At 47.3% G+C, this 21151-nt stretch carries 17 protein-coding genes and 2 pseudogenes; 11 read left to right on the top strand and 8 right to left on the bottom strand.

Annotated features, from left to right (window positions below; all coding sequences use genetic code 11):
- The first annotated feature begins 12 nt into the window (after positions 1-12).
- Together DKW60_RS13470 and DKW60_RS24680 are read left to right on the top strand one after the other, a co-directional pair.
- Complete coding sequence (locus DKW60_RS13470) at positions 13-3042, top strand: SUMF1/EgtB/PvdO family nonheme iron enzyme (RefSeq protein WP_109838180.1); 3030 nt, start codon at positions 13-15, stop codon at positions 3040-3042.
- A gap of 77 nt (positions 3043-3119) precedes the next feature.
- Complete coding sequence (locus DKW60_RS24680; RefSeq protein WP_425451342.1) at positions 3120-3377, top strand: SUMF1/EgtB/PvdO family nonheme iron enzyme; 258 nt, start codon at positions 3120-3122, stop codon at positions 3375-3377.
- 74 nt (positions 3378-3451) lie between these two features.
- Here the strand turns inward: DKW60_RS24680 and avd are convergent, their stop codons facing one another.
- Positions 3452-3799, bottom strand: a complete 348-nt coding sequence (avd, locus tag DKW60_RS13460) for a diversity-generating retroelement protein Avd (RefSeq protein ID WP_109838178.1) — start codon at positions 3797-3799, stop codon at positions 3452-3454.
- Here avd and DKW60_RS13455 point away from each other — a divergent pair.
- Positions 3786-4853, top strand: a complete 1068-nt coding sequence (locus tag DKW60_RS13455; protein ID WP_109838177.1) for a reverse transcriptase/maturase family protein — start codon at positions 3786-3788, stop codon at positions 4851-4853. The genes avd and DKW60_RS13455 overlap by 14 nt on opposite strands.
- Before the next feature lie 52 nt (positions 4854-4905).
- On the opposite strand, the gene DKW60_RS13450 is transcribed toward DKW60_RS13455, so the two are convergent.
- On the bottom strand, positions 4906-7713 hold the full coding sequence (locus DKW60_RS13450; RefSeq protein ID WP_109838176.1) for an SUMF1/EgtB/PvdO family nonheme iron enzyme: 2808 nt from the start codon (positions 7711-7713) through the stop codon (positions 4906-4908).
- A gap of 149 nt (positions 7714-7862) precedes the next feature.
- Between DKW60_RS13450 and DKW60_RS13445 the strand changes: the two genes are divergently transcribed.
- The 3 genes from DKW60_RS13445 to DKW60_RS13435 all read left to right on the top strand — a co-directional run bounded on the left by DKW60_RS13445 (position 7863) and on the right by DKW60_RS13435 (position 12806).
- Entirely contained in the window at positions 7863-8498 is a 636-nt protein-coding gene (locus DKW60_RS13445; RefSeq protein WP_109838175.1) for an outer membrane beta-barrel protein, read from the top strand.
- A gap of 265 nt (positions 8499-8763) precedes the next feature.
- On the top strand, positions 8764-10677 hold the full coding sequence (locus DKW60_RS13440; protein WP_109838174.1) for a putative bifunctional diguanylate cyclase/phosphodiesterase: 1914 nt from the start codon (positions 8764-8766) through the stop codon (positions 10675-10677).
- A gap of 206 nt (positions 10678-10883) precedes the next feature.
- Positions 10884-12806: a putative bifunctional diguanylate cyclase/phosphodiesterase gene (locus DKW60_RS13435; RefSeq protein ID WP_109838173.1), complete on the top strand. Its 1923-nt coding sequence runs from the start codon at positions 10884-10886 to the stop codon at positions 12804-12806.
- A gap of 3 nt (positions 12807-12809) precedes the next feature.
- Here the strand turns inward: DKW60_RS13435 and DKW60_RS13430 are convergent, their stop codons facing one another.
- Positions 12810-14057, bottom strand: a complete 1248-nt coding sequence (locus DKW60_RS13430) for a TIGR03862 family flavoprotein (RefSeq protein ID WP_109838172.1) — start codon at positions 14055-14057, stop codon at positions 12810-12812.
- 386 nt (positions 14058-14443) lie between these two features.
- Between DKW60_RS13430 and DKW60_RS13425 the strand changes: the two genes are divergently transcribed.
- On the top strand, positions 14444-15832 hold the full coding sequence (locus DKW60_RS13425; protein WP_109838171.1) for a hypothetical protein: 1389 nt from the start codon (positions 14444-14446) through the stop codon (positions 15830-15832).
- A gap of 35 nt (positions 15833-15867) precedes the next feature.
- Entirely contained in the window at positions 15868-16947 is a 1080-nt protein-coding gene (locus DKW60_RS13420) for an OmpA family protein (protein ID WP_181389698.1), read from the top strand.
- A gap of 53 nt (positions 16948-17000) precedes the next feature.
- Here DKW60_RS13420 and DKW60_RS13415 read toward each other — a convergent pair whose 3' ends face one another.
- On the bottom strand, positions 17001-17456 hold the full coding sequence (locus tag DKW60_RS13415) for a DUF3291 domain-containing protein (RefSeq protein ID WP_245929712.1): 456 nt from the start codon (positions 17454-17456) through the stop codon (positions 17001-17003).
- A 327-nt stretch (positions 17457-17783) separates the two neighbouring features.
- On the opposite strand from DKW60_RS13415, the gene DKW60_RS24345 reads away from it, so the two are divergent.
- A complete protein-coding gene (locus DKW60_RS24345; protein ID WP_245929711.1) occupies positions 17784-18182 on the top strand; it encodes a hypothetical protein in 399 nt (132 codons plus the stop codon).
- The gene (locus DKW60_RS24340) at positions 18130-18636 is read left to right on the top strand and encodes an SHOCT domain-containing protein (protein WP_245929710.1); all 507 of its coding nucleotides are present in this window, start codon (positions 18130-18132) and stop codon (positions 18634-18636) included. Before DKW60_RS24345 ends, DKW60_RS24340 begins: the two co-directional genes overlap by 53 nt.
- Positions 18637-18665: 29 nt before the next feature.
- Here DKW60_RS24340 and DKW60_RS13405 read toward each other — a convergent pair whose 3' ends face one another.
- Entirely contained in the window at positions 18666-19274 is a 609-nt protein-coding gene (locus DKW60_RS13405) for a LysE/ArgO family amino acid transporter (protein WP_109838168.1), read from the bottom strand.
- A gap of 285 nt (positions 19275-19559) precedes the next feature.
- Here DKW60_RS13405 and DKW60_RS13400 point away from each other — a divergent pair, with 285 nt between their 5' ends.
- Positions 19560-20510 carry a DUF808 domain-containing protein gene (locus tag DKW60_RS13400; RefSeq protein WP_109838167.1) on the top strand — a complete coding sequence of 317 codons (951 nt, stop codon included), beginning with the start codon at positions 19560-19562 and terminating at the stop codon, positions 20508-20510.
- Here the strand turns inward: DKW60_RS13400 and DKW60_RS23525 are convergent.
- From DKW60_RS23525 to DKW60_RS13390, 3 genes and pseudogenes are all read right to left on the bottom strand, one after another.
- Entirely contained in the window at positions 20477-20734 is a 258-nt protein-coding gene (locus DKW60_RS23525) for an ATP-binding protein (RefSeq protein WP_146203484.1), read from the bottom strand. The genes DKW60_RS13400 and DKW60_RS23525 overlap by 34 nt on opposite strands.
- A pseudogene (locus tag DKW60_RS13395) lies at positions 20703-20948 on the bottom strand (PIN domain-containing protein); the annotation flags it as partial. The pseudogene DKW60_RS13395 and the gene DKW60_RS23525, both read right to left, overlap by 32 nt.
- Positions 20949-20967: 19 nt before the next feature.
- Positions 20968-21129, bottom strand: a pseudogene (locus tag DKW60_RS13390) (transposase domain-containing protein); the annotation flags it as partial.
- Between the last annotated feature and the right edge of the window lie 22 nt (positions 21130-21151).

The raw sequence follows: 21151 nt of genomic DNA, 5'->3' as shown, positions 1-21151 counted from the left end.
GAAGCTGCCTGAATGCCAACCCCACCAAAACTCTTTATTAGCTACAGTCATGACTCGCCAGAACACAAGAAAATGGTGCTGGATCTGGCAGAGCGATTCCGCAAAGAGAAAAACATTGACTGTGAACTAGATCAACACTTTGAACCCGGCAATCCTCCCGAAGGGTGGATAAAATGGATGCGTGACGGCGTGAATCAGTCCGACTCAGTGATTATGATTTTTACTCCGACATACAAAGACCGTTATGAGCGCAATGTTGATATCGGTGGTAATGGTGTCGGATATGAAGGCGTTGTCATTTCACAACTGCTCTACCAAAAATACTTTACAACCAATAAGTTTATTCCTGTGATATGTGACAATGGAGAGTTGAAGCACGTTACTGAGGAGCTTTGCGACCGTAATGTTTACAAAGTACCTTCTGACTTTTATGTGCTTGCAGACTTAATCAAAGGCAAACGATACAACCCTCTCCCTCCACTTGCTGAGATAAAAGCACCCGAATATCCGGCAAGCACAGAAACCGCCCAAGCCGTTACTAGCGGAGGCTCCCAGCGAGACACAGAACTCGCCTACCTCGGCACCTTATTAGATGCAGAACACGCTCAATTCACCCAAAACAACTACATCACACTATCCGGTGATTTTCAGAGCGACGGTAAGCGCATTCCCAATATGTTTATGGCCAGCAGCTTCAAACATCAGTCGCATCATAGTCCGGATGAGGCGCATGAGCGAATACAAGGAGAGTCTACCTATTGTGATGACCTGATCAGTGCTTTCCGGCAATACAAGCGACTGGTGATATTGGGCGAACCCGGTGCGGGTAAAACGTTTTCGTTATGGAAAATCGCAGCAGAGTCCGCCAATAAAGCACTAACTGATGAAAACGCGGCGATTCCCGTGGTCATCCCCCTGAATAAATGGACGGATGAAAACCAAAGTCTGGATAGCTTTGTGTTACAGCAAATGGGTAGCTTAGCCCCCTATTATCCGGCGCTGTTTAAGGCAGGCCGCTTACTGCCATTGCTGGATGCTTTAAATGAAATCCCGTTTGATCAACGTGCGCAAAAGCTGCCGCAGGTCAAAACATGGATTAATCAGAAATTTTCCCATTTACTCCTGAGTTGTCGCGAGCGCGATTATGGCGGCGACTTGGTGCAGGCACTGGATCGCTTGGACATCGAACCACTCAGCCCGCCCCGCGTGCATGACTTTCTGTGTCAATACTTTGGTATTTTGTTTCAGGGAAGCCCACAAGGCCAGCAAACTGCTGAACAATTATTCTGGGAACTGGCGGGTGGTGAGTCGATGCAGCAAGCCTGGGAGCATTGGCAGGATGATCGGCCGGAATGGAAAGTTCGATTACACAGCACTTTGGGTAACCGCTGGCTTTACTCAAACACCAAAGAACGTGTCATAGGTACTTGTAAACGTCTTAATCATTTATGGAAACCCTATACACCGCCCGACCGTCATAATTTCTGGGAAGAAAAGCTGCCGGATGATTGGTATTGGGCAGGCAAAGATCACCCCGCCAGTGATTATTTCTCAGACTCACGCCGCCTTATGAAACTGGCGCAAAACCCTTATCTGCTAAACCTGATCGTCTCGATTTATCACCGCGATCAGCAACTGCCGAGCAGCCGCTATCAATTATTTGATTCTTTTGTTTCTGATTTACTGCGGCGGGAAGTCAAGGACCATGAGAAGGTACAAGCCAAGCCCGCCATTCCGGATCAGGAGGCACTATTAGATAGCCTGAAACGTTTGGCCTGGCAGCTTCAGGGTCATGCCGGTGCCGATGAAGCACGCACCACGCTCAGTCGGGATGAGGTTGCAAAACACCAACTCATCAGTCCGGACCAGTTGCAGTTTGCTGCCTCCGCCAGTTTATTGGAATTGACGAATCAAACCGTCCGCTTTTCTCATCAACTGCTGCAAGAATACTTTACCGCACAGAGCTTTGAGGCGCGCATTGCCAACGGTTTAAAAGCCTCCGAGCTTTGGTTAAAGGAAAATTGGTGGGAGACGAATGGTTGGGAGGAAGCGGCAAAACTCGCAGCCGATTACGACGACAACCCGATTCCGTTTCTGCATTGGCTGGCGGAAGGGCAACCGCGCTTAGCCGCTGAAATAGCACGGGAACAACAGTTACTGGATCAAAAACAGGCGCTGTTTTCAACGTACAAAGCGCAGTGGCAAGCAGCAATCACCGATGTGGAACGCTACCCTAACCCGCATGAGCGCCATGCGATTAGTACAGTGCTGGCTTGGTTAGGTTGGGATAATCGCGCGGGGATTGGCCTGAATGAGCAAGGCTTGCCGGATATTCATTGGCTGGAAGTGCCGGCGGGTGAGTTTATTTACGGCGAAGATGATGCACAACAAACGCTGCATCTGGATACCTTCTATGTGAGTCAATACCCCGTGACGAATGCGCAGTTTAAAGTGTTTGTGGAGTCGGGCGCTTATGATGACCCGCAGTGGTGGGAAGGTTTGGAAAAGGAAGACGAACCACCTGAACATGAATGGACGGAATCAAACCGGCCTGTAGAGCTCGTGAACTGGTTCGATGCCATTGCCTATTGCCGTTGGTTATCGGCACAGACAGGCTTGGATATTCAACTGCCGACCGAGCTGCATTGGGAGAAAATGGCGCGTGGTGCTGAGGGGTTAGCATATCCATGGGGAGCCGACTATGTATCGGGTAATGCGAATGTTGATGAGGTATGGAAAAAAGATGGCCCCTACTACCTCAAGGAAACCTCTGCAGTGGGTATTTACACCCAAACAAAAACGCCTTGTGGTGCAATGGATACAAGTGGCAATGTCTGGGAATGGTGTGTCAATAAATATGATGACCCTGAGGTCACTACTATAGATCGGTCAGATGACTGGCGTGTTGTTCGCGGCGGCGCTTGGAACGGCCTTGCTGAGTATTGTCGTTCCGCTTTCCGCCTCTACAGGCATCCTCTGTATCGGCACGACGCTCTGGGTTTTCGTTTGTTGTGTTTTTCCTCTCCCATGACTGACCGCTGATCAACTGGGCACTGTACCCCTGTTCCGCCGCGCAGCGGCGGACGAAAATTTTTTCAATACGAGGGTTATTTGATAAAGTGGTACTTGTCCTTCGGGATCGGGTTGTCCGGGATAAAGGCTGTGGCCGTGTTGTTCGCGGCGGCGCTTGGAACAACAATACAGAGAATTGTCGTTCCGCTTACCGCAACAACAGGCATCCACAGAATCGAAACAACAATCAGGGTTTTCGTTTGTTGTGTTTTTCCTCTCACATTTCTCCCACCTTTCGAGATGACAGGCTTTGCCGATTACGGTTTGTAAAGCGCATGGAAAGGTTGATAAATGGCGCGGATTGATCCGGTCTGCACAATCTATGATTGTCAGGCACCTATAGAAACGAGGCATTCCCTGGATTTGTTCCCGGAATGCCTCATTTATTCGTGTTTTGTTTTATCCAGCCTCCCAGCAAGCGGCCAATTTCCGCAACCATTTGGCTCACATGTTCATATTGACCTGTGCTCAGCCATTGCCAATGGTTTGCGAGTCTTAGGTACAATCTAAGCCTATTTAATGCAGCATCACACTTCTGAAGCTGCAACTGACGTGCTTTTCCCCGCATGCTCTGGGCTTCAAACAGATAATCCTGAAAATCCAATGCAGCATTCATTAATCGTTGCGTTACTGTAAAGCGGTACAGTTTTGGAAATTTTTCTGCTTTTGGAAGTAGCCATTCCAGTAAATTAAAGGTCTTACTCAGAATTATCATGTCAGAAGCCATTCCACTTTCCTCACTTAGTTTGTATGAAATTACTCAGTGGGACAATTTACTACAGGCATGGAAAAAAGCGGCTAAAGGAAAGCGCAGCAAACACGCGGCTGCCTCCTTTGAACACCAACTGGCCGACGAATTATTATTACTTCAGGCGCAGTTACGGGCAGGTAGTTACCAACCGGGTGCCTATACGCATTTCTACATTCACGAACCTAAGTGTCGAAAAATCAGCGCAGCACCGTTTCGGGATCGAGTGGTACATCATGCTCTGTGCAATATGATAGAGCCATGCTTCGAAAAGATTTTCATTGCGGACAGCTACGCAAACCGTGTTGGAAAAGGAACGCATAAGGCCATTAATCGGTTTCAACACTTTTCAAAACAATACCGCTATGTGTTGCGGATGGATATTGTTAAACACTTTCCTTCATTGGATCATCAAATACTGAATGACTTCTTATGCAAACAGATCGTGGATGAAAAAGTTACTGAGCTTATCCGGGTTGTTCTCGAGAGTGGCAAACATGTGCATCAACAAGATCATGAGCCTCACTATTTTCCGGGAGATGATTTACTGTCAGCAATGAGACCCAAGGGCTTACCGATTGGCAATCTGACTTCCCAGTTCTGGTCAAACTGCTATCTTCACCCTCTGGATTTGTTCGTTAAACGTGGCCTTTCATGTCGGGGATATTTGAGGTACGTCGATGATTTTGCACTGTTCTCAGACTCTAAAGCACAGCTTTGGCAGTGGAAGCGTGAGGTTATTGATTTTTTGGCGCAATTACGCTTAAGAATTCACGAACACGCCGCACAAGTCACGCCTTGTTCCACGGGTATTCCGTGGTTAGGCTTTGTCATTTATCCAAGCCATAAGCGCTTAAAATCTCGAAAAGTTGTCCATGCATCACGCCATTTAGGAAAGAAATATGATGAATGGCAGCAGGGTAAAATCAGCTTTGCGGAGTTTGATGCCTGTGTGCAGGGTTGGATTAATCACGTGCGCTACGCCGATAGCTGGGGACTACGTAAGCATATTTTACGCCCCTTCAAACACTAAAAAATTTTCGTCCGCCGCTGCGCGGCGGAACAGGGGTACAGTGCCCAGTTGATCAGTGGTCAGTCATGGGAGAGGAAAAACACAACAAACGAAAACCCAGAAAGTTGCCCCGACTCTGAGGACGCCAGAAGTAGCGGAAAGCGGAACGACAACCCTCAGGATCGGAGTTCCAAGCGCCGCCGCGAACAACACGCCAGTCATCTGACCGATCTATAGTGGTGACCTCAGAATCATCATATTTATTAATACACCACTCCCAAACATTACCGCTGGTATCCATTGCTTGAAAGGGTGAATGAACGCGAGCGTACATTCCAACGGCTGATGTCTCCCTCAAACAGTATTTACCCTTACTACCTTCATTAATATTCGCATTCCCCGACACATAATCTTTACCCCAAGGATATTCCAAGCCCTCAGGCCCTCGCGCCATTTTCTCCCAATGCTGCTCCGTCGGCAGTTGAATATCCAAGCCTGTCTGAGCGGATAACCAGCGACAATAAGCAATGGCATCGTACCAGTTCACGCTATCAACAGGCCGGTTTGATTCTGTCCATGCGTGCTCGGGCGGTTCATCTTCCTTTTCCAACCCCTCCCACCACTGCGGGTCGTCATAAGCGCCCGACTCCACAAACACTTTAAATTGCGCATTGGTCACGGGGTACTGACTCACATAAAAGGTATCCAGATGCAGCGTTTGCTGCGCATCACCTTCCCCGTAAATAAATTCACCCTCCGGTACTTCCAGCCAATGGATATCCGGCAAGCCTTGTTCATTAAGGCCAATGCCCGCGCGATTATCCCACTCTAACCAAGCTAATACCGTGCTAATAGCATGGCGCTCATGCGGGTGCGGGTAGCGTTCCACATCAGTAATCGCCGTTTGCCAGCGCTCTCGGTAGTCTGCAAACAACGTTTCCTTTTGCGGCAAATAGCCTTGATCCCGCGCGATTTCTGCCGCCAACCGCGGGTTACCCGCCGCTAGCCAATGCAAAAACGCAGAGGGGTCTGCCTGATACTCCGCTGCCAGCTTCGCGGCTTCTTCCCAACCATTAGCTTCCCACCAGTTTTCCGCTGACCACAGCGCGGTGGCCTCCAGGCCCTTAGCGATATGCGCCTCAAAACTCTGTGCGGTGAAAAACTCCTGCAATAACTGATGGGAAAAGCGCACATTGTCTATGGTCAGCTCCAATAAACTGGCTGCAGCCGAAAACTCCAAACGTTCTAGCGGCATGATCGCTTCGGCATCCGCCCGAGGTAAAATCGTGCGTGCTTCTTGCAAGGAACCACTGCGACTTTGGAGTTGCCATGCCAGCTGTTTCAGCTCTGCCTGTAAGGTTTCCTCATGCGCCTTGGGGTAGTGGTTTTCCGGTCGCGCTTCAATCTCCCGATAAATCAAGTCCTCCACAAACTCGCCAAACAACGCGATACGACTTTCCGGTAGCTGCTGCTGGTCGCTGTAAATATGCACAATCTGGGTTAGCAGATAGGGGTTGGATGCCAGTTTCATTAAGCTGCGTGGGTCGGCCAGACATGTTTTGCGTGAACTATCGAGCCATGACAAAGCATTGTGACCGTCTTCATCTTTCCAATCCTCCGGCACTTCCTCTAGCGTCCAAAAGTCATCCCAATGAGCCTCATAACCCTGCTTTTTCCATGCTTCCCAAGTGTGACGAATGCCATCACCACCGGCGAGTTGCCAAAATAGCTGTTCTGCCAGCGCCTGCTGCTCCTCACCACCGCTAAAGTATTTTTTCAGGAAGTCGTACACTCTCGGTGGGTCAAGCGGTTCAATGGTGAGTCGGTTTAATTCCAGATCCAATGGCCCGCGATAATCGCGTTGGCGGCAGGTCACGAGCACCGTGTCACAGGGGTAGTCTTTTAACCATTGCCGAACCTGCGGTAGCTTGGCCTCGCGCTGGTCAAACGGGATTTCATTCAGGGCATCAAACAATGGCATTAAACGCTTTGCCTGATGCAAACTGGTAAACTCACCGGACAGATCTTCCATCTGCACCAGCACAAAATCCTGTAAAGTTTGCTCCGGGTCATCCCAACGATTCAACGGCACCACAACAGGCATTGGCTGTGTGTCATCCTTCAGCGCCAGCGTCGCCTGCTCGGCTGCAATTCGCCATAATGAAAAGGTTTTGCCTGCACCCGGCTCCCCTAAAATCACCAGCCGCTTGTGCTGTTTAAACGCCTCAATAATGTCATGGTGCTCGGTGCATTCGCCTTGGAGTTCCTGTGGCTCGTCATAGCGGTTTTGCTTGCGGTGGCGCAGGCGTGGCGACATGGCTGCAGCGGCTATGCGCTTACGTTCTTTGCGGTGTTTGACTGCTAATGGGGCGTAGACTTCACCGGCAAAGGCAACGGCGCGTTCGTCGTTGTTTTGGAGTAAGTGGTGTAGGTAGGTGAGTTCGGTTTGGCGCTTTTGTTGCTGTATATCTTCACTAATGCCGAGTGCAGATTTAATCTCACTCAGCAAAAGAGGCCAATTCGATGCTTTGTGCTCACCATAGAAATTGATCCCCTGAAGGTCACACATTTGAAACGGCAAATCACCGTCACTGGCCAGAACAGGTATCACCAAAGCGCCCACCCGCTCTGCCATAATGAATTCTCTCTCCACCCAAGGGCGGTCATGAGAAGCCGGTGACACTACGGATAACATGACTTTGCAGTGTTCAGCACCGTCAGAAAGCCGCCTGATCCAGCGACTGCCTAAACGTATTGCATGCTCATCAATAAACGCCGCGATCTGCTCATCGTTCAAACGCAGGTATAACTCACGCGCAAGTGCCTGACCGCAAGCACCATCACGGGCATAACTGATAAAAACTGGTGGGATTTCTGACATACCGGATTATAGGCAAAAAATTGGCGCAGTGTGAACCTCTCCGTTCACTCCCCATTCATAACCTCACTGCCTACCAACCGTCCTAAATAGACAGATTTTTCCCAGCTTGCCCAATATATTGCAATTTTCTAATTCAATAAGGTTTTTCTATGGTTAAGCTAAAGTCGCTTTCAGTAGGTTTGCTATTGTCGCTATCAACCAGTGCAAGCATCGCCTCACCGTATGTCGGTCCGGTTTATGATACTTACGGTGCACCAGCGAATGATCTGTATGTCACACCGGTTAGTAATTCATACGCTGCACCACGAAGCGCCCCCCGTGTCTCACAAGATCGCGGCGGATATGCTGGTTTCGGCTTTGGTAGCTCAGAACTAACCTCAGTCGATGGTGATGAGCGCTTTGAAGATACCAATATCCGCGCTCATCTGGGTTATCAATTGAATCGCTACTTTGCGGTTGAAGCCGGTGTAAGTGTATTGCCGATGGATGATCTGCTAGGTGATGTTGCTGACTTTACAGGTGTAGACGTAGCAGTGCTTGCCAAGCTACCAATCACATCCAGAATGTCTGCTTACGCGAAAGTCGGTTACTGGGATTGGGACATCAGCGTTCCATACCGGAGTCAATATTATGATGTGTATGTTGGTGATACGGATATGATCTATGGAATAGGTGTCGATTATCAGGTGTCTTCCCGATTAACATTACGCCTGGACGCAACGCGTTATGAAATAGGTGATACCGAAATTGATACCGTCAATGGAAGCCTGTCATATAGCTTCTGAGCCTCGGCTAATAAATCAGCGATAGAACTGAGGTCTGCTTGAGCAATCGAAGCAGGCTTTTTAGGATCACCAAACACTAAAATGCCACTGGACTGAAACATCAGTAGCCGCCCCCATATTCCATCAGGAACACCCGCTAAACAAGCGCATAAATCATACAAAATAGATTGAAACACGCACAACATAGTGTAATTATTGTTTATAACTATTAAGGCAAAATTCATATACCTCCCCTCCCTGTGCGGTGAGATAACAACGATAATATATGACAAAAAATGACCAACGCCCTTCCGAAAAAGATATTTTTACGGTTAAACGCTTCCAGCAGTTTATGTGGGCGTTGCTCTTTCTGACGATATTCAATTTACTCAATATCTATCTGGGCGATAGCGAATCAAAGCCAATCAGCTTTACCGTTATTTTGACCGTTGCAGCAATCATGCTCTACTCATTTCGCCTTATAAAGACAGGTCAGGAAGACTTTGCCAGATCCATGGTACTAACGGCATTAGTGCTCAGTATTGTCTACATGACCTGGTTAAACGGTGGTATTGGCGATACCACGATGATGAGTTATCCGATTCTTGTGGTGTATACCATACTCATTGGTGGAGTCAGAGTTTTCCTGCCGGTGGTCAGCTTTCTGGTGCTCTCAATTGTGCTGATGGGGGCTAACAGTATCTATGGATGGTATCCCAACCCGGTTGCACCAACGGATTGGGAGCAAGTCTTTGATGCCATTATGATCACTCTCATTGCGGCTTATGGGGCCTGGACTGTCAACAGTGATTTGCACGATACACTGATCCGGCTGAATGACGAAAACCACAAAGTCGTTCAGTCCCGTGAAACCATACAGCTTATTGTCGAGCGTGATTCCTTAACGGGTTTGTTTAACCGCCCTGCTTGTGACTCTCATTACAACACGCTGCTCGATAATCTCTCGTCAACACCTGACAAAATCGCTGTGTTTTTTATCGATCTGGATGATTTCAAATCGGTGAATGACTCCTTTGGCCACAACACCGGTGATGAATTGTTAATTGCCATTGCAGCGGAGCTAAAATCACTTATTGCATCAACTGATATCGCGTGTCGCTTAGGCGGTGATGAGTTCGTTATGATTATCAAACGCGATGCGTCATTCGATATTAATGACTTTGCGGATAGTATTTTAAAAGCCATGAGCAAACCTATTATTATCAATGACACCACTGTACGCCTGACTGGCTCAATCGGTATTGCCATCAAGGAAGATGAAAACGCAGACTTCGACGAGATACTGACAAAAGCCGATATCGCGATGTACAAGTCCAAGCAACTCGGCAAAAATATATTCAGCTACTACACCGCACAGTTGCATGAGGAAACCTTAAATAAATCGGCGATTGTCAGTGGCTTAAAAACAGCCATTGAACAAGGTTTACTCGACCTTCACCTGCAACCCAAAATCAATCTATCAACCGGAAAAGTTGAAAGCGCTGAGGCATTACTGCGCTGGAACCGTGGTAATCCGAATCACTTTACACCCGGCGATTTTATTCCGGTCATTGAGTCCACCGAGCTGATTCATGAAATCGGTCAGTGGTGTCTGGAAGAAGCTTGTCGGATCTGCCGCCGTTGGCATGATGCTGGTTTTAGCGATATGTCGATTGCTGTTAATGTGTCTTCGGTACAATTCATGCGCAGCAACTTTACCGGCATCGTATCCAAAGCACTGGAAGAGAGCGGACTAGCGCCAGAGTTTCTGGAAATTGAGTTGACTGAGCACGTACTGATTCAACATAACGACATCATTGTAAGCCAACTCAAAGCACTCAAAGAGATAGGAATTTATCTGTCTATTGATGACTTTGGGACGGGTTATTCCAACCTGAGTTATTTGATTAACTTTAAGGTCGACAGCATTAAACTGGACCGGTCATTCATTGCTAAAATCAATACATCATCCGAACACTACGCCGTGGTTAACGCGATGATAGAGATGGCGCATATTCTTAATTTACAAGTCGTTGCCGAAGGTGTGGAAACGGATGACGTGAGGCTAGCATTAATCGATTTGAAATGTGATTACGGACAAGGCTATCTATGGGCTAAAGCGGTTGCTGAGAGTGAGTATTTATCTGAGGTTTCACGTATTAACAGCAGTATGAATAGCTCAATGCAACGCTTCGGCTGAATCCAACTCACGCGCCCTATCTGATTACCCCAATTTGTACACCTAGAGTCCGCATAGCCTGAATAAATCAAAGGCCTAATTTCATAAACACTTCATCTAAAATACGTTGAGTTACAGACAGCGAAGTGTAAGTATTGCACCCAATAATTAAAATAATTTGTGGGCTTGCTGATCATGCAATCCCAGCGTGTCGGCAAAGAATAATTATGAAAATAAGTCACTATCGCTTCGATGATAAAAACGAGTTTCTGATCAAGAAATTTCGCCAGCTACTCTGGGGAACGTTGCTATTATCAAGCCTGTTCATGATCAATATTTTCATAGGTGCAGGTGGTGAAATTACACGCCCCGTGGTCATTCTTGGCGCTATGATATGCTCTATTTTACTGGCGTTTTACCTGATCAAAATCGACAAAGAGGACACAGCCAGAGCCATTGTGTTGTGGTCTGTTACGCTAAGTGTCACTTATATTTCATGGCTAAGTGGTGGCCTGCGAGATTCGTCGGTAGTGGCCTACCCTATCTTGATAGTTTTCTCAGCATTGTTGGGTGGTTACAAAGTATTCCTATCCATTCTTGTCTATATTATTGCCGTCGTTTTATACCTGGGCATCACCACTATTAACGGCACAGCAGCACACCCATTGCCACCTTTGGGCTATGAGCAAGTGTTTGATGTGGTGATGCTAACATTACTATCTGCTTATGTGGCCTGGTCTGTCAGTTCGGATATGAATACCACATTGGGGCAGCTCAATGACGAGAATCAGAAAGTGATCAAGTCACGTGAGACAATCCAGCTAATGGTGGAGCGCGATGCTCTGACAGGTCTGTTAAATCAGCCAGCTTGTGAGTCTCATTTTACCAACGCTATTAACAACCGAAAATCTGATGATGAGCGCATCATTTTGTTTTTTCTGGATCTTGATAACTTCAAAAACGTTAATGACTCCTTCGGTCATAATGCCGGAGATGAGCTGCTCATCGGCATCTCAGATGAACTAAGCCAGCTGCTACGTCCATGCGATGTTGCGTGTCGCCTTGGGGGAGATGAGTTTGTACTGATCATCAAGCGCGATGATAAATTTGATATAGATTATTATGCCGAGGAAGTACTCAAGGTCATCACAACACCTTATCACATCGGCAATACCACTGTCCGCATGACAGGCTCTGTGGGCATTGCAGTAACGCCAGAAAATGGCACTGACTTTGATGATATTCGCAAGAAAGCTGATATCGCGATGTATAAATCCAAGCAGTCAGGGAAAAATACCTTTAGCTATTACTCAGAGACCCTACACGAGGAAACACTGCGAAAAACATCGATACTGAATGACTTGAAGGATGCTATTGAACACAATTTGCTGGATCTCAGTATTCAACCAAAGATTGACCTCACCACCGGTAAAATGAACAGTGCCGAAGCGCTGGTGCGCTGGAACAGAAACAACCCTTACAATCTCCAGCCTGATGAGTTTATCCCGATTCTGGAATCAACGCTGATGATTCACGATATCGGCAAGTGGTGTATCGAAGAGGCATGCCGTATCTGTAAAGGTTGGCATGACGACGGCTTCACAGACATGTCTATTTCAGTAAATGTATCCTCGGTACAATTCATGCGTAGCAACTTTATTTATCTGGTAGCCAATGCGCTGGAAACAAGCGGACTACCTGCTCAATGTTTGGAAATTGAGTTAACCGAACATGTGTTAATGCAGGATAACAAGACAGTGAAGTCGCAACTGAAATCCCTGAAGAACCTGGGTATAAAATTATCAATTGATGACTTCGGTACAGGCTATTCTAACCTCAGTTATCTGATCAACTTTAAGGTTGATACCATCAAACTAGATCGGTCGTTTATCGCTCAGGTTAATACATCCTCAGATCATTTAGCCGTCGTCAAAGCGGTGATTCAAATGGCGCAAATATTGAATCTGCGTGTTGTGGCCGAAGGTGTTGAGTCAGAGGATGTGAAGCAGATTCTTGTTGATCTACAGTGTGATTATGCGCAAGGCTATTTATGGTCCAAACCGTTATCAGTGCCTGACTTTACCAAGGAGTTGCGGCAGTTTAACGGTAATCATGACCCGCAACTTCATCAGGCAGCCCTACCTGCTTAACGCTTATTCCGTTACCTTCGCTGGTGTATCCGTTAACCATTTCACGGCACCGAGCCCTGCTTGCTTGCCAAGTCCCATACAGGCCGTTAGCAGGTAGCCACCTGTCGGTGCATCCCAATCCAACATTTCACCCGTACAAAACACCCCTGCTTTCTGCTTCAGCATGAAGTGCTCATCCAGTGCGTCTCTCGTCACCCCGCCCGCGGTGCTGATGGCTTCGTTAATGGGCGTCATCGCAGTCACTGTAATGGGGATATTCTTCAATGCACGGGCTAATACATCAGGATTATTCACGTCTTGCTTAGGCAACACCTCAAACAATAACGCACGTTTCGCTCCATCAAGTTTCAAACGGCTCTTTAGAAACGTGCTGAGTGTTTTACTTTTAGGTTTGGACTTAAGAATAGTCACTAACTTTTCCAGAGGATGATTCGGGCAGACATCCAGATAAAAAGTGGCTTCACCCTGCGCCAGGATCATACGACGGAACCGCGCGGAGTAAGCATAGATCAGGCTTCCTTCGACACCGCGTTCAGTGAGAATCAACTCCCCCATTCGCCTCTCCTCAACACCATCTGCATCTGTAAAGCGAAGTGCCACTGATTTTAGCGGTGAGCCAGCGAATTTTTGTATCAAGTGATCACTCCAATCACTTAAAAGTCCGCAGTTACTGGGCAGCAGTGGTGTGGTGCTAATGCCTTGAGCTTCTAATAGAGACAGCCATTGACCGTCGCTACCGAGCTTTTTCCAACTGCCACCGCCCAGTGCCAGAATCAGGACATCATAGTCTCGCTTCAGCTCTCCCTCTGGTGATTTCAGGATAATCCTTCCCTGGTCATCCCAGCCCAGCCAACGGTGTTTCGGGTGAATAGTCAGTCCATTCTCTCTCAATCTTGTCAGCCATTTACGCAATAAAGGGGCAGCTTTCATTTCCTCCGGAAAGACCCGCCCGGATGTGCCAACAAAGGTAGTAACACCAAGCTCACTACACCACGCTCTGAGGTCATCAGGCGTGAATGCATCCAACACCGGTTGCAGCGTATTTTGATGGACCTCATAGCGCGTGCAAAATGTTGCGTAAGGCTCAGCATGAGTGATATTTAAACCACCAATACCCGCCAAAAGAAACTTTCGACCAACCGACGGCATTGCATCATAAAGGTCAACCTGAAAGCCTGCCTGAGTTAACTGCTCTGCAGCCATTAACCCTGACGGGCCGCCACCTATAATAACACTACGTTGTGTTTGCATTTGCTATCTGAAATGAGAAATATGAATGGCAAGGCTACCGAGTTTCTAACATCGCGTCTATAGCTTATGAAAGGGTAAACTCGTCTAAAAATCCTGATCATCAACGTCACTAAGCTTATTCATAGTAAAACAATTACCGCATTATTTTTAATCACTTAGCTAAAACCAACGTAGAATATGACGGAATAAATTACAAATAATCTGATATCTGATTAACAAAAAAGCAGACTGCTTAAATTAAGAGCGAACGCATCCACCGAAGCTCTGCTACATTATAAATTGAGCGGCATAAGTGTGTTTCTTGCACTAAGCTAGACTCAGTGATGCAGCGAAGGAACGCTATCCGCATCCCACTACCAGATGTTTTATTGATAAGGATATCCCCCATGTCTTTGAGAGAAACTCGTCCGGTATTTAAGCCTTACAAAGCAATGACAATTAGCTTATATACCTTACTAGCGATGCTGCCTGTCAGCGTCAGTTACGCAGAAAATACTCAAATTGTGAGTGTCAGCCCCATTAAAAAGTCGCCAGATGATCAGAAGTGTTATCAATCAGAATACACGGTTGATGAGTTCGAAAACATCACCAATAAAATCGTCTCAAAACAAGCCCGTACCAGCTATGAGATAAGCTACCCTCGCTTTAAAACGGACACTACACGTGTCAGAGTAAAAGATGGTTTTAGTGACTACAGCATTACTCCGGCGGTTTTTAAAGACCAGGCAATTGCCGTCAATGTGCAAGAGTCCCGGATTGACCCGGAAGTGATTCCTGTGGTGTTTGAGACGGTGACTGAAAAAGTCATAGTGCAAGAAGGCTATACCAAACTAGAAATAATCCCGGAAACCTACAAAACCGTCCAAACCTCTGTACTGGTCAAAGAAGCTTACACCAAGCTGGAGTTCATACCGGCTCAGTATGAAACTGTTGAAGAAAAGGTATTAGTTAAAGAAAAAAGCGTGAATCTGTCCGTCAGCCCTGCCATCTTCGAGGATCACACAGAATCAGTGAAGACCAAAGATGCCTTTACCTCACACTTTCTGACACCTGCCGTTTATGAGACCTCCGTCGATAGCATTATGACAAAACAGGCAGGCAGTCACTGGCGAAAGGAGCAGGTGCCGAATTGTAGATCGGTGCAACCACAGGATTGTGTGATTACGTGCTTAGTGATCGACCCACCCTCATTTAAAAAGACTTCATCAGAAGTTCTTAAAAAAGCGGCAAAAGTCCTGTCCTACCCTAAGCCTGCCAGCATGCGCGATATTCCGGTGCAGCGACTCAGTAAAGATGCAGACATCATTGAAACGACCGTGCCCGCAAGCTACAAAACCATCACTAGGAAAGTGCTAAAAACACCGGCCAAAGTTGTAAAAGTTGAAGTGCCGGCACAGTACAAAACGGTAGATGTGAAAGTGATTGACCAGCCGGCTTCCGTTAAAAAAGTTCAGATCCCGGCAGTGTATACCGAGGTCAGCAAAGTCATTGTCAAGACACCAGAGACCACACGCGACAAGCTGATTCCTGAGCGTAAGCAAGAAATGGTTCGACAAGTCATCGCAACACCTGCGGAAGCAATCAAACGCAGCGTCGCCGCAGAGTTTCAGGACGTGCCCGTTCAAACCTTAGTCAGAGACTCCGTCGCTGAGGCTATTGAGATTCCTGCGGAGTATCAGGAAATTGAGCAAACCATGTTGGTTAAAAAGGGAGGCATGCTTGAGTGGAAAGAAGTCGAGTGTGCAGCGGAGCCAATTAACCTCTCTGCCAAATAATCTGGTGTGTTGATTTTTACTAAAGAATGGTCACTATGTCGTATATAAGATTGTCAAAAAACCGCATGTTGCAATTACTCAGCTTCATTTTACTGTTAGCGATGATGGTCCCGGCTCAAGCAGCTGTCCGAACAATATCAGGAACCGTCGTTGACTCTGAAAGCAGAGAATCACTGGGTGACGTTGAGGTGGAGTTGCAAGTGGCAGGTAACGCTGTGCACACACTAACAACATCAGCCGGTAAAGCTTTCTCGTTTGAGCATGACTTCAATGAAACTGATCAGTACACCTTACGCTTCACTAAAGCAGATTATTACCCCCAGCAGATCGACTTATCTAACGCCATGGCAAGCAACAATATGCCGGAGCAATTAACGGTGTCCATGAGCGGTGAAGACTCGGAGTTCGTATTTACCGGCAAAGCCCTGAACCGCGAATCTAACCAGCCGATACAAAAGCTTAAAGTCACCATGCTAAACCTCATGACGGGCGAGCAAGTCACAACCCGAAGTGATCAAAACGGCAATTATAAACTCAATATCACCTCAGGCTATGAATATGATGTGGTGTTGGAGTCCCCATTTCATTTAAAGCGCTTTGCTAAAATCAATTTCTGTAATGACCGACTGCAAAAGAATGATAAATACTGTTTCTCTGGCTTTAGTGGCGTCAGCTTAAATGATCAGGGCGGTATCTCTGGAGCATCGGTCTTATTAGATAAAATCGAGCTGGGTAAGAAGTTTAAGGTCGATAACATCTATTATGATTACAACAAAGCAACTGTGAAAAAAAGCGCCCTGCCCAACTTGCGCAAGGTGTTGTATATCCTAATGGATAACCCACAAATCACCATCGAGCTAGGCTCACATGCCGACTCACGCGGTAGTGACTCATACAATCTGGAACTATCTCAGCGCCGGGCTGATGCGGCTGTTAGCTATATTGTTCAACAAGGGATTGATCGCAGTCGCATTGAGTCAAAAGGTTATGGTGAAACGGTACTAGTTAACGACTGTGGAAATGACGTGAAATGCCCGGATGAAGCACACGCCAAAAACCGCCGTACAGAGTTCATTATCGTTGGTATTGATGAAACGTATTTTGCTCAAAAATAGTGCTTGCTGATTATTTAAATTAACCGAGCAAGCACCTTTGCGAGCACACCGGCCTAAGTTGTCTGAGGTGGCGGAAAGTCATTTCTGAAGGTAAAGGCTTCGGGTGACGGGCCGTGAGCCTTGAGGTACTCCAGCTTGTCTATAGCTTGCTGCAAACTAGGGACGTCACCGGCTTTCACCCACCACAACACCATGAAAAACTCCATTTTGTCGAACCACTCCCGACGGCGGCGCATGATATTCTTGTGGGCTTCTTCTTTGTAAACGAAGTCGAGTAATGACTCAAGATCAGCCCAGACTGATAAGTTGGCGATGATGTTAGGATCGTCATAAGCCTGCAGATCCGTCGCATCATTCCCTTCGCCTTTTAAGCGCCAGATATAACCTGGATGCGCTTCGGCAATGGCATTCACCGCATCGAGGTTATTAACGAAATCAGCATTCACCGGATTTTCCATTGGCAGGCGAAACTTAGCTAAATTGAGTTGGGCTAATTGGTATTTCATCATGTTCCCCAGAGAAATGTAGCGATATAGTAACTGTACGTACAACACCTGTCTTGCATGAATCTTATTATCAATTACGCAAGTACAATTATTTGGCGAGTAAGGAGATTCCCAGATAAAAATCAATTAATCAACCATTTGGCCGAATAGTTTTCTGGTAACACCATTCCCCTCAAGAATCGAAATGAACACACTCTATTTTCAGACGCTTAGTGTATTATCACGGCCATATACACTTGTTACTGTGAACTGGCTGCTTCCGTGATTAGCCATTCTTCATAGAGTGACAAACAAGCTTGTCATTTAGCAAATCAATAAAAAGGATATCCCATGCAAAAGCTTACCCCTGACGGTGAGAATCTAGTGAACAACCTCGCCAGTCGCTATAACATCAGTACTGATGCCGTGGTGCATATGTTGCTAGCGGTCAATAATGGTGGCGGCAGTATGGCGCAGTTCAATAGCCCCGAATTAGGCGGCTCCGGCCAATGGATGCGCGGTGGCATGACCATGGTCGGCGATATGTTTAACAGCGGCCTGCGTAACACCGTCGATAATCTGTGCTCCGAGCTGTCAGACGCTATCGCGAGTATGCAGTTATTCCCTGTGATTCCAGCGGGCACAGCCGGAAGTAATCAATGGTGGCCTGCTGATTTAGGAGCGCCCTTTAGCTCTGGTGGCAAAAAACAATACTCGCTATGCTGTTTTTCCGGGTCGATTAGCCGTTGAGTTAAATGGCGAAGTCACCGTTTATGACACGCTGAATCACAATATTGGTGGAGTGAGTCAGCAGCAAGGCGGGAATGACTCGCTGACGTTTTCCAGCCAGTTCGGCACCATCTCTGTGAACCAATTGCCAATCGTTTCAGGCCAAGGGATTGAGACGCCTGCGGTACAAAATAACTTCCTTACACCTGAGCAATCAAACGGGAATGACTGGCAAGATAACGTTGACCAGTCACCTTTATCTAATGAACCGAATCATTCTGAGCCTGCATTTGCTGACCCAATGTTTACCAAAACTGTTGCGCCTGAAGTCCCACAAGGCACTACTCCGGTGAACCTGGAAACAGCCGATGACATCATCGAACTGATCGCCAAACTGGCCAAATTACGTGACAGTGGCGCCATCAGCCAGCAAGACTTTGATGCAAAGAAGCAAGAGCTACTGGCGCGGCTCTAATCATTTGCTTGCATGTTGGAGATGTGGGCTTATGCAAAGAACAATAAGTTTATCGCGATAGCCCACATCACCGCGCCAATCAAAAAGTCCAGACGTTGCCAGCTGCTGGGCTTATCAAACCACGGCCCCAGCTTCTTACCCGCAAACGCCAAGCCACCAAACCACACAATGGATGCAGCAGACGCGCCGATCGCAAACCAAGCGGGCTGGCTGTTAGGTAACTGCCCACCAATACTACCGAGTAATATCACCGTATCCAGATAGACATGAGGATTCAGCAAACTCAGCGCTAAGACCATCAGCAAAGCGGCTTTCAGGCTCATAGGTTTGACAGCTTCAGCTTGCAGACTCTCTGGTTTGAATGCGCGACGAAACGCATAGAAACCATACAAGAATAAAAAGGCAGCGCCACCATATCGCGCGACACTCAGCAGCACCGGGGACTGTTTAATTAACACTCCTAAGCCCCACACGCCCGCATGAATCAAAACGATATCGATCAACGCACATAGCGCCGCAACTGCATAGGCATGCTGATTTCTTAACGAACAACTCAGCACGAAAGCATTTTGCGAGCCAATCGCAATGATTAAACCCGCGCCAATACCAAAGCCTTGCACCGCAGCACTTACTGACATTTCTTATCCTTGATGATTTAAATAGATAGGCTAGGCAACAGTCAGTTCAAAGCACCTTGTTGAACCTGTGATATCTAACCGCGACTGATAGTATGACGACTTAGCATCCCATGGGAAGTGCGCCAATAAAATTGGTACAGACTATTTGTCAGCGTTGTTGAAATCTGGTTAACTTTGATCCGGTTAATACCGAGCACATCGCCGGATTACAACGCCAACTCACACACTCAGGGTGGTACTTAATTACCCCCCACCTATAACGAATTAAAAAACGGGTCAAAATAAATGGCAAGTGGAATATTAGCATTACTTGATGACGTCGCAGCGATAGCCAAACTCGCTACCGCCTCCCTCGATGATATTGGCGCAGCAGCAATGCGCGCAGGGTCAAAGTCTGCAGGTGTCGTTATCGATGATGCAGCGGTAACACCCGCCTATGTAACCGGACTGGAGCCAGTGCGAGAGCTACCGATTATCTGGCGAATCGCGAAGGGGTCGCTGTTTAATAAAGTCGTCATACTGCTCCCACTCGCCTTGTTACTGAGTGCTTTTCTCCCCTTCCTGATTACGCCGATATTGATGCTCGGTGGTGCCTACCTTTGTTATGAAGGCGCCGAAAAAGTAGTAGAAAAACTAAGCCGCAAAGACGGTGAAGCTGACAGTGAGCTAGACCATCTGCCCTATGAAGATCCAAAAGAGCTGGAAGACAAAAAAGTTGCCGGCGCAGTTCGTACAGACTTGATCCTATCAGCAGAAATCATGGCTATCGCGCTGGGGGAAATTAGTGACAGCAATATCTTCACACAGGCAGTGGTGCTGCTGGTAGTGGGTGTCGTCATTACAATTTGTGTATACGGCGCTGTCGCTATTATTGTAAAGATGGATGATGTCGGACTTCATCTGGCTAAGAGCGACAGAGGATTCATCAGCAGTGTTGGTGATTTTCTGGTACGTGCTATGCCAATACTACTAGCAACATTATCGGTAGTTGGTACAGCCGCGATGCTATGGGTTGGTGGTCAGATAATTTTACACGGCATGGAAGTGTTTGGACTAGGTTGGTTGCCCCACCTAATTCACGGATTTGCGGATACTGTGGGTGGCTGGTTGCCTGTTGCTGGCGCAGCTGCTACGTGGATAGTGAATGCAGCGCTTGCCGGAGTGTTTGGGCTTGTGCTGGGTTACATCATTGTGCTGATACATCACCGTATTGTTGGGCCTAAAGAAGCACATTGATCACATACCGCTACAAATACCAAATAGCTGTATTCAAAGGTAGATAGAATGAATGGCGGGCGGCTTGATAGGCGCCTGCCAACAATATTCCAATGACGAGACAACCACTCCAAATACTTCGGCACACCGCCACTCAGGCTATACCATGTCAGTAGGTTTTCAGACGAATAACGCTGCTGGTCATTTAACAACTCAGCGATATAGCCGGGCTTGAACGGCTGCATGTTGCGACCAGTCTTCTAAGTCTAACCCTGCAACACGCGAAAACTCACCGGTGTTACGCGTCACCAAAATGCCTTGATTTGCCAGCGCAGTTCCAGCAATCAAAATATCCTGTGGTCCTATAGGTGTACCCTGCCTTTCTAAAGACGCTCGAACTGTTGCTGCACATTTCGCTTCAGCTTCATCAAACGGCAAAATATTCACCAATGAAAATAACTCGTAAGCGTCAGGTGAACTACAGGTCCGAGACTTCTGGCATTGCCCAAGGCATTAGCGATGCATACTCTTCAGGTCTGGCCTGAGGCAATCGCTCAAACAGCCAGCTCAGGTACTGATAGGGTTCCCGGTGGTTCGCTTTGGCGGTTTCAATCAGGCTGTACAGGTTTGCACTGGCGGTTGGTAAGCGTCAGGTGAACTAC

Source organism: Leucothrix pacifica (assembly GCF_003172875.1).
In the GTDB taxonomy this organism is placed as follows: Bacteria; Pseudomonadota; Gammaproteobacteria; order Thiotrichales; family Thiotrichaceae; genus Leucothrix; species Leucothrix pacifica.
Note: the sequence above shows the minus strand (reverse complement) of the source record. Positions and strands in the feature narration are given on the sequence as shown.

What these genes read in the sequence shown, in the direction of transcription:
- DKW60_RS13430 (WP_109838172.1), bottom strand. Translation starts at nt 14,057, where the DNA reads ATGCAAACACAACGTAGTGTTATTATAGGTGGCGGCCCGTCAGGGTTA.
- DKW60_RS24345 (WP_245929711.1), top strand. Translation starts at nt 17,784, where the DNA reads ATGCAAAAGCTTACCCCTGACGGTGAGAATCTAGTGAACAACCTCGCC.
- DKW60_RS13425 (WP_109838171.1), top strand. Translation starts at nt 14,444, where the DNA reads ATGTCTTTGAGAGAAACTCGTCCGGTATTTAAGCCTTACAAAGCAATG.
- DKW60_RS13400 (WP_109838167.1), top strand. Translation starts at nt 19,560, where the DNA reads ATGGCAAGTGGAATATTAGCATTACTTGATGACGTCGCAGCGATAGCC.
- avd (WP_109838178.1), bottom strand. Translation starts at nt 3,799, where the DNA reads ATGGCTTCTGACATGATAATTCTGAGTAAGACCTTTAATTTACTGGAA.
- DKW60_RS13450 (WP_109838176.1), bottom strand. Translation starts at nt 7,713, where the DNA reads ATGTCAGAAATCCCACCAGTTTTTATCAGTTATGCCCGTGATGGTGCT.
- DKW60_RS13415 (WP_245929712.1), bottom strand. Translation starts at nt 17,456, where the DNA reads ATGATGAAATACCAATTAGCCCAACTCAATTTAGCTAAGTTTCGCCTG.
- DKW60_RS13435 (WP_109838173.1), top strand. Translation starts at nt 10,884, where the DNA reads ATGAAAATAAGTCACTATCGCTTCGATGATAAAAACGAGTTTCTGATC.
- DKW60_RS13405 (WP_109838168.1), bottom strand. Translation starts at nt 19,274, where the DNA reads ATGTCAGTAAGTGCTGCGGTGCAAGGCTTTGGTATTGGCGCGGGTTTA.
- DKW60_RS13420 (WP_181389698.1), top strand. Translation starts at nt 15,868, where the DNA reads ATGTCGTATATAAGATTGTCAAAAAACCGCATGTTGCAATTACTCAGC.
- DKW60_RS13445 (WP_109838175.1), top strand. Translation starts at nt 7,863, where the DNA reads ATGGTTAAGCTAAAGTCGCTTTCAGTAGGTTTGCTATTGTCGCTATCA.
- DKW60_RS13470 (WP_109838180.1), top strand. Translation starts at nt 13, where the DNA reads ATGCCAACCCCACCAAAACTCTTTATTAGCTACAGTCATGACTCGCCA.
- DKW60_RS13440 (WP_109838174.1), top strand. Translation starts at nt 8,764, where the DNA reads ATGACAAAAAATGACCAACGCCCTTCCGAAAAAGATATTTTTACGGTT.
- DKW60_RS23525 (WP_146203484.1), bottom strand. Translation starts at nt 20,734, where the DNA reads ATGCAGCCGTTCAAGCCCGGCTATATCGCTGAGTTGTTAAATGACCAG.
- DKW60_RS13455 (WP_109838177.1), top strand. Translation starts at nt 3,786, where the DNA reads ATGTCAGAAGCCATTCCACTTTCCTCACTTAGTTTGTATGAAATTACT.